General features: G+C 69.8%; 18 protein-coding genes. 7 read left to right on the forward strand and 11 right to left on the reverse strand.

All coding sequences use genetic code 11. The annotated features are described in order from the left end of the window. Positions 1 to 45: 45 nt before the first annotated feature. Positions 46 to 1,158: a 23S rRNA (adenine(2503)-C(2))-methyltransferase RlmN gene (gene rlmN, locus E1181_RS23045; protein WP_132620841.1), complete on the reverse strand. Its 1,113-nt coding sequence runs from the start codon at positions 1,156 to 1,158 to the stop codon at positions 46 to 48. A 155-nt stretch (positions 1,159 to 1,313) separates the two neighbouring features. Between rlmN and E1181_RS23050 the strand changes: the two genes are divergently transcribed. The 4 genes from E1181_RS23050 to E1181_RS23065 are packed head-to-tail and all read left to right on the forward strand — an operon-like array spanning position 1,314 to position 4,475. Next, positions 1,314 to 2,183: a metal ABC transporter substrate-binding protein gene (locus tag E1181_RS23050; RefSeq protein ID WP_268952497.1), complete on the forward strand. Its 870-nt coding sequence runs from the start codon at positions 1,314 to 1,316 to the stop codon at positions 2,181 to 2,183. Next, on the forward strand, positions 2,180 to 2,899 hold the full coding sequence (locus E1181_RS23055; RefSeq protein WP_132677768.1) for a metal ABC transporter ATP-binding protein: 720 nt from the start codon (positions 2,180 to 2,182) through the stop codon (positions 2,897 to 2,899). Before E1181_RS23050 ends, E1181_RS23055 begins: the two co-directional genes overlap by 4 nt. Further along, the gene (locus E1181_RS23060) at positions 2,896 to 3,783 is read left to right on the forward strand and encodes a metal ABC transporter permease (RefSeq protein WP_132677769.1); all 888 of its coding nucleotides are present in this window, start codon (positions 2,896 to 2,898) and stop codon (positions 3,781 to 3,783) included. Before E1181_RS23055 ends, E1181_RS23060 begins: the two co-directional genes overlap by 4 nt. Before the next feature lie 5 nt (positions 3,784 to 3,788). Then, the gene (locus E1181_RS23065) at positions 3,789 to 4,475 is read left to right on the forward strand and encodes a metal-dependent transcriptional regulator (RefSeq protein WP_132677771.1); all 687 of its coding nucleotides are present in this window, start codon (positions 3,789 to 3,791) and stop codon (positions 4,473 to 4,475) included. Here the strand turns inward: E1181_RS23065 and E1181_RS23070 are convergent. After that, a complete protein-coding gene (locus E1181_RS23070) occupies positions 4,459 to 4,938 on the reverse strand; it encodes a hypothetical protein (protein ID WP_132677773.1) in 480 nt (159 codons plus the stop codon). The two genes, E1181_RS23065 and E1181_RS23070, sit on opposite strands and share 17 nt — an antisense overlap. Before the next feature lie 189 nt (positions 4,939 to 5,127). Here E1181_RS23070 and E1181_RS23075 point away from each other — a divergent pair, with 189 nt between their 5' ends. Further along, positions 5,128 to 5,895: a VOC family protein gene (locus tag E1181_RS23075; protein WP_132677775.1), complete on the forward strand. Its 768-nt coding sequence runs from the start codon at positions 5,128 to 5,130 to the stop codon at positions 5,893 to 5,895. Here the strand turns inward: E1181_RS23075 and E1181_RS23080 are convergent, their stop codons facing one another. Next, positions 5,896 to 6,780: a sigma-70 family RNA polymerase sigma factor gene (locus E1181_RS23080; protein ID WP_132677777.1), complete on the reverse strand. Its 885-nt coding sequence runs from the start codon at positions 6,778 to 6,780 to the stop codon at positions 5,896 to 5,898. Between the two features lie 76 nt (positions 6,781 to 6,856). On the opposite strand from E1181_RS23080, the gene E1181_RS23085 reads away from it, so the two are divergent. Then, complete coding sequence (locus E1181_RS23085) at positions 6,857 to 7,312, forward strand: carboxymuconolactone decarboxylase family protein (protein ID WP_132677779.1); 456 nt, start codon at positions 6,857 to 6,859, stop codon at positions 7,310 to 7,312. A gap of 162 nt (positions 7,313 to 7,474) precedes the next feature. Here E1181_RS23085 and E1181_RS23090 read toward each other — a convergent pair whose 3' ends face one another. From E1181_RS23090 to rpsB, 6 genes are all read right to left on the reverse strand, one after another. Then, positions 7,475 to 8,206 (reverse strand): class I SAM-dependent methyltransferase, encoded by a 732-nt coding sequence (locus E1181_RS23090; protein WP_132677821.1) that lies wholly within the window; start codon positions 8,204 to 8,206, stop codon positions 7,475 to 7,477. After that, positions 8,206 to 9,054, reverse strand: a complete 849-nt coding sequence (locus E1181_RS23095; protein WP_132677781.1) for a phosphatidate cytidylyltransferase — start codon at positions 9,052 to 9,054, stop codon at positions 8,206 to 8,208. Before E1181_RS23095 ends, E1181_RS23090 begins: the two co-directional genes overlap by 1 nt. A 36-nt stretch (positions 9,055 to 9,090) precedes the next feature. After that, positions 9,091 to 9,648 carry a ribosome recycling factor gene (gene frr, locus E1181_RS23100; RefSeq protein ID WP_132677783.1) on the reverse strand — a complete coding sequence of 186 codons (558 nt, stop codon included), beginning with the start codon at positions 9,646 to 9,648 and terminating at the stop codon, positions 9,091 to 9,093. A gap of 101 nt (positions 9,649 to 9,749) precedes the next feature. Next, the gene (gene pyrH / locus E1181_RS23105; RefSeq protein WP_132677784.1) at positions 9,750 to 10,499 is read right to left on the reverse strand and encodes a UMP kinase; all 750 of its coding nucleotides are present in this window, start codon (positions 10,497 to 10,499) and stop codon (positions 9,750 to 9,752) included. Positions 10,500 to 10,741: 242 nt separating this feature from the next. After that, positions 10,742 to 11,557 carry a translation elongation factor Ts gene (tsf, locus tag E1181_RS23110; protein WP_132677786.1) on the reverse strand — a complete coding sequence of 272 codons (816 nt, stop codon included), beginning with the start codon at positions 11,555 to 11,557 and terminating at the stop codon, positions 10,742 to 10,744. Positions 11,558 to 11,747: 190 nt separating this feature from the next. Further along, positions 11,748 to 12,572, reverse strand: coding sequence for a 30S ribosomal protein S2 (gene rpsB, locus E1181_RS23115; protein ID WP_132620855.1), 825 nt, complete (start codon positions 12,570 to 12,572; stop codon positions 11,748 to 11,750). 373 nt (positions 12,573 to 12,945) lie between these two features. On the opposite strand from rpsB, the gene E1181_RS23120 reads away from it, so the two are divergent. After that, a complete protein-coding gene (locus E1181_RS23120; protein ID WP_132677788.1) occupies positions 12,946 to 13,467 on the forward strand; it encodes a M23 family metallopeptidase in 522 nt (173 codons plus the stop codon). A gap of 8 nt (positions 13,468 to 13,475) precedes the next feature. Here E1181_RS23120 and E1181_RS23125 read toward each other — a convergent pair whose 3' ends face one another. Together E1181_RS23125 and E1181_RS23130 are read right to left on the reverse strand one after the other, a co-directional pair. Beyond that, positions 13,476 to 14,426, reverse strand: a complete 951-nt coding sequence (locus tag E1181_RS23125) for a FliA/WhiG family RNA polymerase sigma factor (protein WP_132677790.1) — start codon at positions 14,424 to 14,426, stop codon at positions 13,476 to 13,478. Beyond that, complete coding sequence (locus tag E1181_RS23130; RefSeq protein WP_132677792.1) at positions 14,401 to 15,375, reverse strand: tyrosine recombinase XerC; 975 nt, start codon at positions 15,373 to 15,375, stop codon at positions 14,401 to 14,403. Before E1181_RS23130 ends, E1181_RS23125 begins: the two co-directional genes overlap by 26 nt. Positions 15,376 to 15,513 lie beyond the last annotated feature (138 nt).

Here is a 15,513-nt window from a genome sequence, read left to right on the forward strand (position 1 = left end):
CCACTTCTGTTCATTGCGGTCACGAATTCACGGCCGCGCCGAGGGCTACTCCTCGGCTGCGAGCTGGCCGCAGGCCGCGGCGATCTCCTGGCCGCGGGTGTCCCGGACCGTGCAGGAGACCCCGGTTTCGCGGACCCTGCGAACGAACTCGCGCTCGACCGGCTTCGGGCTGGCGTCCCACTTGCTGCCCGGGGTGGGGTTCAGCGGGATCAGGTTGACGTGCGCGAACTGGCCCAGGTGCTTCTTGAGCAGCTTGCCGAGCAGGTCTGCGCGCCACGGCTGGTCGTTGATGTCGCGGATCAGCGCGTACTCGATCGACACCCGGCGGCCGGTGTGGTCGGCGTAGCCGCGAGCGGCCTCCAGGACCTCGGCGACGTTCCAGCGGTTGTTGACCGGCACCAGCGTGTCGCGCAGCTCGTCGTCCGGGGTGTGCAGCGACACCGCGAGCGTGACGTGCAGGTTCTCGGCGGTCATCTTCCGGATCGCCGGCACCAGGCCGACGGTGGAGACGGTGACCGAGCGCTGCGAGAGCCCCAGGCCGTCGGGCGCGGGATCGCAGATGCGGTGCACCGCGTCGATCACCCGGCGGTAGTTGGCCAGCGGCTCGCCCATGCCCATGAACACCACGTTCGACAGCCGCCCGGGTCCGCCCGGGACCTCGCCGTCGCGCATCATGGCCGCCGCCGAGCGGACCTGGTCGACGATCTCGGCGGTGGAGAGGTTGCGCTGCAGACCGCCCTGGCCGGTGGCGCAGAACGGGCAGGCCATGCCGCATCCGGCCTGGCTGGAGATGCACACCGTCGCGCGGTCCGGGTAGCGCATCAGGACGCTCTCCAACAGCGTTCCGTCGTGCGCCTTCCACAGCGTCTTGCGGGTGGTGCCCTCATCGGTGTCGAGGTTGCGCACCGGGTTGAGCAGCTGCGGCAGCAGGGCCGCGCCCAGCGCCTCGCGGCTGCCCGCCGGGATGTCGGTCATCGACTCGACGTCGGCGTTGAGCCTGCCGAAGTAGTGGTTGGCCAGCTGCTTGGCGCGGAACGGCTTCTCCCCCAGCTCGGCGACGACGGCCTTCCGCTCCTCGGCGGAGAGGTCGGCGAGGTGGCGCGGCGGCTTGCCGCGGCGCGGGGCGTCGAAGACGAGCGGCAGGGATTTCGTAGACATAGCGCCCTACAGTCTCCCACGTCCGCGGACGACCTTGGCGGGCAGCCGGTGGAGCCGCCCCGTTGGCCCTCGCGGCACCCCGAGGTATGGTTTTCGGCGTGGCGAAACCCGGACTTGCGAGTCGCCGAAACACGGCCGTCCTGGCCGTGGTCGCGATGCTGGTGTCAGCGTGCGGCACCGGTCTGAGCCGGCCCGATGACGGCCGCAAGCACGTCGTCACCACGTTCACCGTGCTCGCGGACATGGCGCGCAACATCGCCGGCGACGCCCTGGTCGTCGAGTCGATCACCAAACCGGGCGCGGAGATCCACGAGTACGAACCCACCCCCAGCGACATGCTCAAGGCCGCCAAGGCCGACGTGGTGCTGGACAACGGCCTCGGGCTGGAACGCTGGTTCGACCGGTTCGTGCAGCGCAGCGAGGCCGAGCACGTGACGCTCAGCGAAGGCGTCGAGCCCGTTCCGATCCGCAGCGGTGAGTACCAGGGCAAGGCCAACCCGCACGCGTGGATGTCACCGCGCACCGCCGCCATCTACGTCGCCAACATCACCGACACCTTCATCCGGATCGACCCCGCGCACGAAGCGACCTTCCGCGCGAACGCCGACGCCTACCTCGCCCGGCTCGCCGAGATCGACCGGTACCTGCACGACGAGCTCGCCGAGCTGCCCGAGTCGCGGCGGGCGCTGGTCAGCTGCGAAGGGGCCTTCTCGTACCTGGCGCGCGACGCCGGTCTGAGCGAGGCGTACCTGTGGCCGGTCAACAGCGAGTCCGAGGGCACGCCGCAGCAGATCAAGGACACCACCCGGTTCGTCCGCGCCAACGGCGTCCCGACGGTGTTCTGCGAGTCCACCGTCAACGACGGCCCGCAACGCCAGGTCGCCCGCGAAACCGGGGCGAAGCTGGGCGGCAAGCTCTACGTCGACTCGCTGTCCGGTCCCGAGGGGCCGGTCCCGACCTACCTCGACCTGCTGCGCCACGACGCGCACGTCATCGTCGCCGGACTGCGCGGAGGGACACCTTGACCGCCATCAGCGCCCACCACGTGACCGTCCGCTACGGCGACGTGCTCGCCCTCGACGACGTGTCGGTGGACATCCGCGAAGGACGCATCTGCGGCCTGCTGGGGATGAACGGATCGGGCAAGTCCACGTTCTTCAAATCCCTGATGGGCCTGGTCAAACCGGATGCGGGCGACATCCGGATCATGGACCGCGACCGCAAGCAGGCGCGGCGCGAAGGGCTCCTCGCCTACGTCCCGCAATCCGAGGCGGTCGACTGGACGTTCCCGGTGACGGTCGCCGACGTGGTGCTGATGGGCCGCTACGGGCACCTCGGGCTCACCCGGCGCCCGCGCCGCGCCGACAAGGCCGCGATGCGCGCGGCGCTGACCCGCGTGGGCCTCACCGACCTCGCCGCCCGGCCCATCGGCGAGCTCTCCGGCGGCCAGCGCAAGCGGGCTTTCGTCGCGCGCGGCATCGCGCAGGACGCGCGGCTGCTGTTCCTCGACGAACCCTTCGCCGGGGTCGACAAGAAGTCCGAGGCGACGATCAGCGCCCTGCTGCGGGAGCTGCGCGACGAAGGGCGCACCGTGGTCATCTCCACCCACGACCTGGCCAGCGTCCCCGAGCTGTGCGACGAAGCGGTCCTGCTGCAACAACGCGTCATCGCCCACGGCCCGATCGACGAAGTGCTCGCACCCGAGGTGCTGGCCCGCACGTTCGGGGTGGAGGCGCGATGATCGAGTGGCTGATCGAACCCCTGCAGTTCGGGTTCATGCAGCGAGCACTGCTGGTCAGCCTAGTCGCGGGGCTGGTGTGCGCGGTGCTGTCGTGCTGGGTGACGTTGATCGGCTGGTCGCTGCTGGGCGACGCCGTGTCGCACGCGGTGCTGCCGGGAGTGGTGCTCGCCTACGTGCTGGGGATGCCGTTCTCGGTGGGCGCGTTCCTGTTCGGCAGCCTCGCGGTCGGGCTGATCGCGGGCGTGCGCAACACCACCAAGCTCAAGGGCGACGCGGCGATCGGCGTGGTGTTCACCGGCCTGTTCGCGCTGGGTCTGGTGCTGGTGTCGCGGATCCCCAGCCAGGTCGACCTCAACCACATCCTGTTCGGCAACGTCCTGGGCGTCACCGACTTCGACATCGCCCAGGTCCTGATCATCGCCGCCGCGGTGCTGGCGGTGGCGCTGCTCAAGCGGCGCGACCTCACGCTCTACGCCTTCGACCCCACGCACGCGCACGCGATCGGCATCTCGCCGCGGCGGATCAGCACCCTGCTGCTGGCGATGCTGGCGCTGACCGTGGTGGTCGCCCTGCAGGCCGTCGGGGTCGTGCTCGTCACCGCCATGCTGATCACGCCCGGAGCGACCGCGTTCCTGCTGACCAAGAGGTTCCCGCAGATGCTGGCGACGGCCGCCGGGCTCTCGGTGCTGTGCTCGGTGACGGGCACCTACCTGAGCTTCCACGTCGACACCTCGACAGGCGGGATGATCGTGGTCTGCCAGTCGGTGGTGTTCGCCCTGGCCTACCTGCTGGCCCCCGGGCAGGGGCTCGTCTCCCGAGCCCTGCGGCGACGCCCGGTCGTCGGTGACCGAACGACCGCGGGAACTGCGCCGCCCGTATCGTGAAAGTCATGCCGAGCGAAACCGAGCGCCCGTCGCCTTCGGTGGAGGACTACCTCCGGGCGATCTACGGGCTCAGCGAACGGGGCGAGCCCGTCACCAACGCGACGCTGACCGCGCGACTCGGACTCAGCCCCTCCTCGGTCTCGGGCATGATCAACAAGCTGGACCAGCTGGGCCTGGTCACCCACGTGCGCTACCGCAGCGTCGAGCTCACCACCGAAGGCCGCAGGCTCGCGCACTCGGTGCTGCGCAGGCATCGGCTGATCGAGCTGTTCCTGGTCGAGGAGCTCGACTACAGCTGGGACGCGGTCCACATCGAAGCCGACGCGCTGGAGCACGCCGTCTCCGACGAGCTCGTCGAGCACATCTCCGCCAAGCTGGGCAACCCCACCATCGACCCGCACGGCGACCCGATCCCCACCGCCGACGGCCTGCTCCCCGTGCCCAAGACCCTGCAGCTCGACCAGATCGAGCCCGGCACGGTCGGCACCATCGCGCGCGTCTGGGACACCGACTCCGAGCTGCTGCGCTACCTCACCGAGCACGGCATGACGCTGGGAGCGCGCATCGAGATCGTGGAGCGCAAGCCCTTCGGCGGACCGCTGGTGGTGCGCGTCGGCGAGCCCCCGCACGCCGAAACCCACTTCGTGGGTGACGAGATCGTCGCGGCGCTGTCGATCAGTGTGCAGAACTAGGTTCGCCGGTCAGCCGCGAACCGATCGCGTGGGAGCACACCACCTGCTGCGGCGGGCGATCCGGTAGCGGCTCCGCCTGGGCGACCTCTTCGCCGTAGATCTGCTCGGTGACCAGCCTGCTGTGCAGCTCGTCGGTCCGGTGCGCGCCGAGCACCGCCATGAGCAGGTCGAAGCGGCTGCTGGTCAACGACACGGCCACGTAGCAGAAGCCGCCCATGCCGGCGAAGACCAGGCTCGCGGTGATCCACATGTTCAACGCCTGGGCCAGCGTGATCACCGAAGCGCCCAGCGCCAGGGCCGACGCGAACGCGACCACTCGCGCGATGGCCGCCTGCCGGAGCATCGAGCGGAACACGGGGTGCTGCTGGCACAGCTGCCGGATGATGCGAGCGCGCTCGTGACGGTCCAGCTGAGCAAGCCGGCTGAGGCCCGCGGTGACCGGCTGCGCCGCGCGGAATGCCATGGCTGCTCCCGAAAAACCCGAGTACGTGCATACGACATCACCCAGTCGATCACGGGCTCGGACGGCGATCAAGCCGTCATTCGGGGGCTTCGCATTGCGGGAGGACGACGAAGACGTGACGCTGCCTACAGAAAGGGCCCGCTCGAACGCGTCGAGGGGCCTCTGGCGCCGTTTTCGGGAGTGATCGCTGTGAGCATCGCACTGGGTGCACCCGGGTGGACCGACCTGACGTCGCACGACGTCGAAGCCGCGCGCGAGTTCTACACCGGGCTGTTCGGCTGGCGCTGGGTGCAGCGCTGCGAGTACAGCATCGCGTTCCGCGACGACACGCCGGTGGCCGGGCTGCTCAAGCCCGACTCCGACCACATCCCGTCGGCTTGGACGCTGTACCTGGAGTGCGAGTCGACCCGACGCGCGACGGAGCGGATCCGGGCGCTCGGCGGGAAGGTCCTCGTCCCTCCGACCGAAACCCCAGGGCACGAGATGTTCCTGATCGCCGAGGACCCGGGCGGAGCGGTCGTGGGCCTGTGGGAGGCACCGGAGAACGCCGTGTTCGGCTGGGCGCGAGCGGGCGCGCTGTGCTGGGCCGAGGTGCACACCCGCGACGCCTCGGCGGTCGACGCCTTCTACGCGGATCTGCTCGGCTACCGGCAGGAGCAGATCGGCGAGCCGGGCGGCGATTTCGACTTCACCGTCTGGCACGTCGGCGACCAGCCGATGCTGGGCCGCTCCGAGTCGAGCCGGTCGCTGCCCGCCGACGTCCCGTCGCACTGGCAGCTGTACTTCCAGGTCAACCCCGACCACGACGCCGACGCCGCGGTCGCCAAGGCCCAGTCGCTGGGCGGCGAGGTGCTGCGCGAACCGACCGACTCCCCGTACGGGCGAATCGCCGTGGTGCGGGACGTGGTCGGCGCCGACTTCGCCGTCATCGACACCGACCGCCTCACCCCCGAGTGATCAGTCCAGCACCAGCGGGTCGAGCTCCGCGATGTGGTCGCGGTCGCCGATGACCTCGATCTCGGTGATCCGTCCGTCGTGGATGGTCACGATGAAGACCGAGTGCGCCTTGCCGCGCGGCGCGTAGGCCGCGCCGATGGAGTCGGCGACCAGCGCCGGACGCGCGAGCTTGGCACCGTTCTGGAACGCCCTGGCCACGACGTCCGCACCCCGCGACTCCGCCGTGAGCGCGGGGGCACCGGCCTTGCGGGCGCGGGCGGCGGTGTCCACCGCGCGCTGATCGGCGCGCAGCACGACGTCGGGGTCGAGCACGTTCAGCAGCCCCTCGAAGTCGCCTTCGCGGGCCGCGCGCAGGAACGCGTCGACGACCTCGCGCTGCGCGACCAGGTCGGGTTCCGGCTGTCCGCTCCGCCGAACCCGGCGGCGGGCCCGGCTGGCGAGCTGCCGGGTGGCCGTCGAGCTGCGTCCCACGATCGGGGCGATGTCGTCGAAGGGCACCGCGAACATGTCGTGCAGGACGAACGCGAGGCGTTCAGCGGGTTCGAGCGTGTCGAGCACGACGAACAGGGCCAGCCCGACGGAATCGGCCATCACCGCTTCCGCTTCCGGCGTCGGCCCGTCCGACTGCTCGAGTAGGTCGTCCGCCGGCTGCTCGGGCCTGGAGCGGCGGGCGCGGAGCATGTCCAGGCACACCCGGCCGACGATCGTGGTCAGCCAGCCGCCCAAGTTGGTGACGTCGTCGGCGCCCGCGCGGTCCACGCGCAGCCACGCCTCCTGCACCGCGTCCTCGGCCTCGGCGTGCGAGCCGAGCATCCGCAGCGCGACCGCATTCAACCGCCTGCGGTGCTGCTCGAACCGCTTCGCCAGGAAATCGCTGTCGTCCATCGGTCACATTCCTCCGTCGCCGCCCGTCATGGGGGTAGACGAGCCGGGACCGGCTCATGTGACACCGGAGGCACTCATGCAAGCACGGATGAACAACCCCGCGATGCTCCTGCCGGACGCTTTCAAGTCGATCCAGGCGTTGCTGAAGACCGTTCACTCGGTCGACATCCCGGCGGAAACCCTGGAGCTGGTGCACCTGCGCTCCAGCCAGATCAACGGGTGCAGCTTCTGCGCGCACTACAGCTCCAAGCAGCTCAAGGAGCTGGGGACCAGCGACGACAAGCTCTGGGCGGTGGCCGCTTGGCGGGAGGCTCCCTTCTTCGACGACGGCGAGCGCGCCGCGCTGGAGCTGGCCGAGGCCACGACCCGGCTCGCCGACAAGGGCGACGCCGTCGACGACGAGCTCTGGAAGCGGATCACCGAGCACTACGACGAGGAGCAGATCGCGGCCCTGACGCTCATGATCGGCCTGTCCAACCTCTTCAACCGCGTCAACGCCGTCACCCGGCAACCCGCCGGCGAGACCTTCTGACCCGATTTCCACTGAAATCCGGGCACGGATTTCCACTGAAGATCCGCGAACCCCGCCCGGGAGGTGCCATGACGGGCAGTTCTGGTCGGGAACGTTCACGATCGACTCCGTCGGGGCCGGAGGGGTCGGGTCGGGGCTGCCGACCGTCGCGAGGCTCCGGGCTCAGGGGGCGAGCAGGCCCGTGGGCTTGGTGCGGGTCCGCAGCCGGTAGGTGACCGGGATGGTCCTGCCCGGGGACTCGGCCGCCGCCCGGGCCGCCGTCTTCGCGGAGAACTCGATGCGCAGGACCGCCTCCAGCGTCTGACGGTCGTGGAAGCGCCAGAGCGTGGGCACCGTCGTGCTGGTGAAGTGGTGGCGGGAGAAGAACGACTCGATCGTGCCCGGGTCGATCTGCGGGGCGTCGGCGCGCATCCAGTCGCCGTAGGGCGGGCTCGCCGTGTCCAGGTCGACGATCGCGATCGTGCCGCCCGGACGCAGCACCCGCTCCGCCTCCGCCAGGCCCGGCTCGCAGCCCGGCCCGAAGAAGTACGCCGTGCGCGCGTGCAGCAGGTCCACGCTGCCGTCGGCCAGCGGGAGGCGCTGAGCCGGAGCGACCCGGACGTCCACGCCCGGCGTGCCCGACGTGCGGGCGCGTGCGCGTTCGGCCAGCGGCTCGTGCGGTTCGACTCCGACCACCGAGCGGGCCGTCGCGGCGAAGACGGGCAGGTGGAAGCCGTCGCCGCAGCCCACGTCGACCACGTCCAGGCCGGCCCAGTCGCGCTCGGCCCGCAACGCCTTCCACAGCGCCCCCACCGCGTCCTGGGCGTGGTTCTCCGCCTCGTAGACCTCCGGCCAGTTCCAGATGTTGGGGCTCGGCGTGACCTCCGGAACCTGCTTCTCCCGCCAGGCCCGCATCAGCTGGGGATGAGCCAGAACAGCATCATCCACGCCAGCGGTGCCGACGGGAGCAGCGAGTCCATCCGGTCCATCAGGCCACCATGACCGGGCAGCAGGTTGCCCATGTCCTTGATGCCCAGGTCGCGCTTGATCACCGACTCCATCAGGTCGCCGACCGTCGCGCTGCACACCAGCGCGGCACCGACCAGCACACCCATCCACCACTGGCCGTCGAGCAGCAACCACACCGACAGCGCACCGGCCAGCACGCCGCCGACCAGCGACCCGCCGAAGCCCTCCCAGGACTTCTTCGGGCTGATCACCGGCGCCATCGGGTGCTTGCCGAACAGCACGCCGAACGCGTACCCGCCGGTGTCCGAGGCGACCACGCAGATCAGGAACACCAGCGCCCGGAACGCACCGTCCTCCGGGCGCACCAGCATCGCGGCGAACGCCGTGAACAGCGGCACGTAGGCGGCGGTGAACACCGAGGCGGTCACGTCGCGCAGGTATCCGTCGATGCCGTCGCGGAAACGCCAGACCAGGCAGCCAAGCACGGTGATCGCGAACGAGATCAGGATGCCGCGCAGCCCGAACGGCCAGGACAGCCACATCATGGCCTGCCCGCCGACCAGCACCGGGACTAACGAGACCCGGATGCCCGCCGCGCGTCGCACGGCCTGGGCCAGCTCGATGGTCGACACCAGAGCAGCCGCTGCTGCGATGCCGATGAACACGAACCGCACCATCAGCAACGAGAGAATGACGGCCGCCCCGAGCACGACCCCGACGCCGATGGCGGCGCGGAGGTCACGACCGGCCCGGGATGGACGCGAAGGCGGGTCCGGAACGTCGTCGGCCGACATTCCGGACTCGTCTGCACACTGGCCGGGCGTCACCACTCAGACCTCGAGGAGTTCCGCTTCCTTGTGCTTGAGCAAGTCGTCGACCTGACCGGTGTAGCGGTGGGTCAGGTTGTCGAGTTCCTTCTCCGCACGCGAACCCTCGTCCTCGCCGGCTTCGCCGTCCTTGACGATGCGCTCGATCTCTTCCTTCACCTTGCGGCGGATGCCGCGGATGGTGACCCGGCCTTCCTCGCCCTTGGCCTTGGCGAGCTTGACCATCTCCTTGCGGCGTTCCTCGGTCATCTGCGGGATCGCGACGCGGATCAGCTGGCCGTCGTTGGACGGGTTGACCCCGAGGTCGGAGTCGCGGATCGCCTTCTCCATCGCCTGGATCTGGCTGCCGTCGTAGGGCTTGATGACGACCAGCCGAGCCTCCGGGACGGAGACGCTCGCGAGCTGGTTCAGCGGCGTCGGCGATCCGTAGTAGTCGACGACGATGCCGGAGAACATCGCGGGGTTCGCGCGACCGGTGCGGACGGAGGCCAGCTCATCCTTGGCCACCTCCACAGCCTTTTGCATCTTCTCCTCGCCTTCGAGAAGAGCTTCGTCGATCACGGCTGCTCCTTAAGTCTGCCGACCAGTGGACTTTGCAAGTGTTGCGCGTCGCTCGGCTCGCCTACCAGGCGGCCCCGCGACCAGATCAGGATCCAGCACCATCAAAGCTGCTCGGTGCCCGGGGTGCTGACCAGCGTGCCGATCTTCTCACCGCCGACCGCCCGGGCGATGTTGCCTTCCTCCAGGAGGTTGAACACCAGGATGGGCATGTCGTTGTCCATGCACAGGCTGAACGCCGTGGCGTCGGCGACCTTCAGGCCGCGTTCCAGCACTTCGCGGTGGGTGATGTGCTCGAACAGCTTCGCGTCCGGCGTGGTCTTGGGGTCGGCCGTGTAGACGCCGTCGACGGCCTTGGCCATCAGCACGACCTCGCAGCCGATCTCCAGCGCCCGCTGCGCGGCGGTGGTGTCGGTGGAGAAGTACGGCATGCCGGTGCCGGCGCCGAAGATGACCACGCGGCCCTTCTCCATGTGCCGCATCGCGCGCCGCGGGATGTAGGGCTCGGCGACCTGCCCCATCGTGATCGCGGTCATCACGCGGGTGTCGATCCCGTGCTCGCGTTCCAGGAAGTCCTGCAGCGCCAGGCAGTTCATCACCGTGCCCAGCATCGCCATGTAGTCGCCGCGCGCGCGGTCCATGCCGCGCTGCTGCAGCTCCGCGCCGCGGAAGAAGTTCCCACCGCCGATCACGATGGCCACCTCGACCCCGTCGGCGACGATCTCGCCGATCTGGCGGGCCACGGTGGCGACCACTTCGGGATCGATTCCGACGCTGCCGCCGCCGAACATCTCGCCGCCGAGCTTGAGCAGCACGCGACCGTAACCACGCTTCGCCGGGCCGTCGTCGGTCACTTGAATCCTCCCGCGAGGTCTTGAATGTTCACTTCGCCAACTGATGTGCGGGTCGAGAACCGGATACCCGCCTCGTGAGCGACCGATACCCGGCGCGGCTCCGCGAGGAGCGGAACCGCCCTTACCTTGCAAAAGCGCCCCGCCTCGAACAACGAAGGCGGGGCGCCGTGCCGTCTTCCACGGCCGCCGGGGCGCCGGCCGAACCCCATGAGGGTGCGGCCGGCAGCCGCCGCGGCGCGGGATCAGGCCTGTCCGACCTCGAACCGGACGAACCCGGTCACGGTCACACCGGCCTCGTCCAGCAGGGCCTTGACGGTCTTCTTGTTGTCCTGCACGGACGGCTGGTCCAGCAGGCAGTTCTCCTTGAAGAAGCCGTTGAGGCGACCCTCGATGATCTTCGGGATGGCCTTCTCCGGCTTGCCCTCCTCCTTGGCGGTCTCCTCGGCGATCCGGCGCTCGTTGGCCTGGATGTCCTCGGGGACCTCGTCGCGGGAGAGGTAGGTGGGCTTGAGCGCGGCGACCTGCATCGCGGCACCGCGAGCGGCGTCCGCGTCGTCACCGGTGTACTCGACCAGCACGCCGACCGCCGGGGGCAGGTCCGCGGAGCGGCGGTGCAGGTAGGTGGCCACCTGACCGTCGAACTTCTGGACCCGGCGCAGCTCCAGCTTCTCGCCGATCTTGGCGGAGAGCTCCTGCACGACGTCGGCCACGGTCTTGTCGTCCAGCTTCGCGGCCAGCGCGGAGTCGACGTCGGTCGCACCCGCGGCGGCGGCCGCTGCGACGACCTTGTTGGCCAGCTCGATGAACTCGTCGTTCTTGGCGACGAAGTCCGTCTCGCTGTTGATCTCGATCAGCACGCCGCCCTCGGCGGCGACCAGGCCCTCGGCAGTGGCGCGCTCGGCACGCTTGCCCACGTCCTTGGCACCCTTGATGCGCAGGCTCTCGACAGCCTTGTCGAAGTCGCCCTCGTTCTGCTCAAGAGCCTTCTTGCAGTCCATCATGCCGGCGCCGGTCAGCTCGCGAAGACGCTTGACGTCGGCCGCACTGAAGTTCGCCATCGTGCGTAGTCCGTCCCTGTTGATACGGAGGTGGAAGATCTTTTGCGAATGCTCGACCCGGCACCGCGCGATGCGCCGCGATCAGCGGCCGTGCTCTCGGCCCGGCGTGGGTCGGTTGCCAGTGTGACTGGCGGGAAGCCTGATCGCGCTGCGCACCCGCCGGAGTTCAGCGGGTGCGCAGCGCGAGTGATCAGGACTGCGCGGGCTGCTGCTCGCCACCCTCGGTGGCCTGGCCGGAACCGGCCAGCAGTTCCTTCTCCCACTCGGCCAGCGGCTCGCCGCCGGCCGGCTTCTCCTCGCCGCCCTCGGAGGCGCCGTTGTTGCGGCCGCTGCGGGCCATCAGGCCCTCGGCAACACCATCGGCGACCACGCGGGTCAGCAGCGCGGCGGAGCGGATCGCGTCGTCGTTGCCCGGGATCGGGTAGTCGACCTCGTCCGGGTCGCAGTTGGTGTCCAGGATCGCGACAACCGGGATGCCCAGCTTGCGAGCCTCGCCCACGGCGATGTGCTCCTTCTTGGTGTCCACGATCCACACGGCGCTGGGCACCTTGGACATGTCGCGGATACCGCCGAGCGTCTTCTCCAGCTTGTCCTTCTCGCGGGTCAGCATCAAGATTTCCTTCTTGGTGCGACCCTCGAAGCCACCGGTCTGCTCCATGGTCTCGAGTTCCTTGAGACGCTGCAGACGGCGGTGAACGGTCTGGAAGTTGGTGAGCATGCCGCCCAGCCAGCGCTGGTTGACGTACGGCATGCCGACCCGCAGAGCCTGCTCGGAGATCGCTTCCTGCGCCTGCTTCTTGGTGCCGACGAACAGGATCGTGCCCCCGTGGGCGACGGTCTGCTTGATGAAGTCGAACGCACCATCGATGTAGGTCAGCGTCTGCTGAAGGTCGATGATGTAGATGCCGTTGCGCTCGGTGAAGATGTAGCGCTTCATCTTCGGGTTCCAGCGACGGGTCTGGTGCCCGAAGTGCACGCCGCTGTCGAGCAGCTGCTTCATGGTGACGACGGCCATGGCCTGTGTTCACCTCTTGTGTCGGGCGCGCCCTCTGCGGGCGCGCGTTTGGGTTGCCGCGGCGAGCCGGGTGACTCGCCGCCCTGGTGCCCGGCCCAGATCCCCCACCCACCCCCTGGGAACAGGAGCGGGACCGCGAAGGACCCGGTGGCCTGCCGACAGGGACCCGGAAGAATCCGGGGCCACCTGAGCGGCGGCCTACGCGCGGGCACGCGTAGTCGGTTCGCGCGGACACGAAACCGCGTGAACAGTGTACTGGACGCGCAACCCACCACCCGACCGCGCACCAGGAGTTGTCCACAGCGGTCCGGTTCGTCCACAGATTCGCCGTCGGTCCTGGTCATCGCCGACTCGGGCGGGCCACGTTGGATCCATGCGAATCCTGATCGCGATCCTCGCCTGCGCGGCCCTCGCCTGCTCCGCCACCCTCACCGCGGTGGCCGCCCCACCGGCCTCGCCCGCGCGCCCCGCCGAGCCGAGCTCAGCCGCGGGTTTCGGCTGGCCGCTGGCCCCGCCACCCGCGGTGGCACGGCCGTTCGAGGCGCCCGATTCGGCGTTCGGCCCGGGCCATCGCGGAGTCGATCTGGTCGGCGAGGCCGGACAGCCGGTGCTGGCGGCTGCCGACGGGGTCGTGGTGCACGCGGGCTGGCTGGTGGACCGCGCGGTGGTGTCGGTCGAGCACGCCGGAGGACTGCGCACCAGTTACGAACCGGTCGCCCCGGCCGTGGCCGCGGGCGATCAGGTCGCGCGGGGTCAGGTACTCGGCCACCTGGAACCCGGACATCCCGGGTGCGCGGCCCCCGCCTGCCTGCACTGGGGCCTGCGCGAGGGCGAGCGCTACCGGGACCCCCTGGAACTGGTCGCACCGGGCCGCGTGCGACTGCTGCCCTGGTGAGGAGGGGATCAGCCCGGTTCGGTGAGCTTCGTGCGCAGCCGCAGGACCGCTCGGGTGTGCAGCTGGCAGACGCGGGACTCGGTGACGCCCAGGACCCGGCCGATCTCGGCGAGCGTGAGGTTCTCGAAGTAGTAGAGGGTCACCACGACCCGATCCCGCTCGCTGAGCCGCTCGACGGCTTCGGCGAGCTGGCGTCGGCTGTCGCGATCGACCAGCGCCGCCACCGGGTCCTCGGCGCGGTCGTCCGGCAGCGTCTCGGCCAGCGACGCCTGCGCGTGGCCTGCGCCGATCAGGTCGTCCAGCGCGACGACGCTGGTCATCTGCAGCTGCGCGAACAGCTCGCGCAGCTCGTCGAGGGACAGTTCGAGCTCGTCGGCGAGTTCCGCGTCCGTGGCCGTGCGCTGGAGCTTGGCCTCCAGGCGCTCCAAAGCCCGCTCCACGTCGCGCGCGCGGCTGCGCACCGAGCGCGGCACCCAGTCCTGGGCGCGCAGGTCGTCCAGGATCGCGCCTCGGATGCGCTGCATCGCGTAGGTCTCGAACTTCAGCCCGCGCTCGGGCTCGAACTTCTCGATCGCGTCGACCAGGCCGAATATCCCGGACTGGATCAGGTCGGAGATCTCCACGTGCGAGGGCAGGCCGGTGCCCACACGTCCGGCGACGTACTTGACCAGCGGCGCGTAGTGCAGCACCAGCCGGTCGCGCAGCTCCTGCGTCGGCCGTTCCCCGAACGCCTGCCACAGCGCGACGATGCCGGCTTCGACCTCGTCACCGCTGCGCTGGCCGTTGGTTCCCCACGCCGACTCGACGGTGGCCAGCGCGAGCGCACCGGGCAGCTTCGGCCGGTTTCCGTTGGCCGCACCGTCGTGGTCGCGGGCGCTCACCGGTGCCGAGCTCGATCTCGCGGCCACCGTGTTGGCGCCGCCCCCGGCATGGTCAGGAACGGGGGTGGGTTCGGTCATGGATCGCCTTCAGCCGTTCAACGGTCACGTGGGTGTAAAGCTGGGTCGTTGCGAGCGTAGCGTGACCAAGCAACTCCTGAACGCTACGGAGGTCTGCGCCACCTTCCAACAAATGGGTCGCAGCCGAGTGCCGAAGTCCGTGCGGCCCCAGATCCGGCGCACCGCCGACCGCGCCGACGGCGTCGTGCACGGTCCGCCGCGCTGTCCTGGGATCGAGGCGTCCACCCCGGACTCCCAGGAACAACGCCGAGTTTGACGGATCACGCAGCAGTTTAGGCCGCCCGCTGTGGAGCCATCGACCGAGTGCCGCATCGGCGGGCAGGCCGAACGGCACAGCGCGCTCCTTGTCGCCCTTGCCGATGACGCGGAGCACACGTCTTTCACGGTCCACATCGTCGACGTCCAGCCCGCACAGTTCGGCCACCCGAACACCGGTGGCGTACAGCACTTCCACGACCGCGTGATCACGGAGAGCGACCGGATCGCCCTGCTCGGCGCCGGATGCCGACGCGCTCATCGCCTCGCCGGCCTGGTCGGCGCGCAGCACCGGCGGCAGCCTGCGCGGGCGCGAGGGAACGGCCAGTCGCGGGCCGGGATCGGCTGGGAGCAGCCCGGTCTTGAACGCCCACGCCGTGAACGCGCGCGCGGACGCCGTCCTGCGGGCCAGCGTCGACCGGCTGACACCCGCGCTGTGCTGGGTGGACAGCCATTCCCGCAGCACCGACAGGTCGAGCCCGCGCACCCCGGCGTCGCCCGCGACTCCGGCCAGGTGGTCTAAGAGCGAGACGACGTCGGTCACGTATCCGCGCACGGTGTGGGCGGAGAGCCCGCGTTCGACGGCGAGGTGCCGCTCGAAGGAGTCCACAGCGGAGCCCAGCTCTTCAGGCAGCCCGGCCCGAACCTCGCGGAGGTCGGGTCGGCTCGCTCGCGCGGGGCGTCCACCGGTCATGCCCACGACGCTCGTCGCAATCGATTCGCCGGTCAAGCATCGCCACGCGAATTACCCTGTTTCCGAACTCACGTTGCGAAATCATGCCATTGCGTGTTGTCACGAAAATCGCTGTGACGAGCGGCCGAACACGCAGAT

The sequence above is a fragment of the Saccharopolyspora terrae genome, assembly GCF_004348435.1.
GTDB lineage: Bacteria > Actinomycetota > Actinomycetes > Mycobacteriales > Pseudonocardiaceae > Saccharopolyspora > Saccharopolyspora endophytica.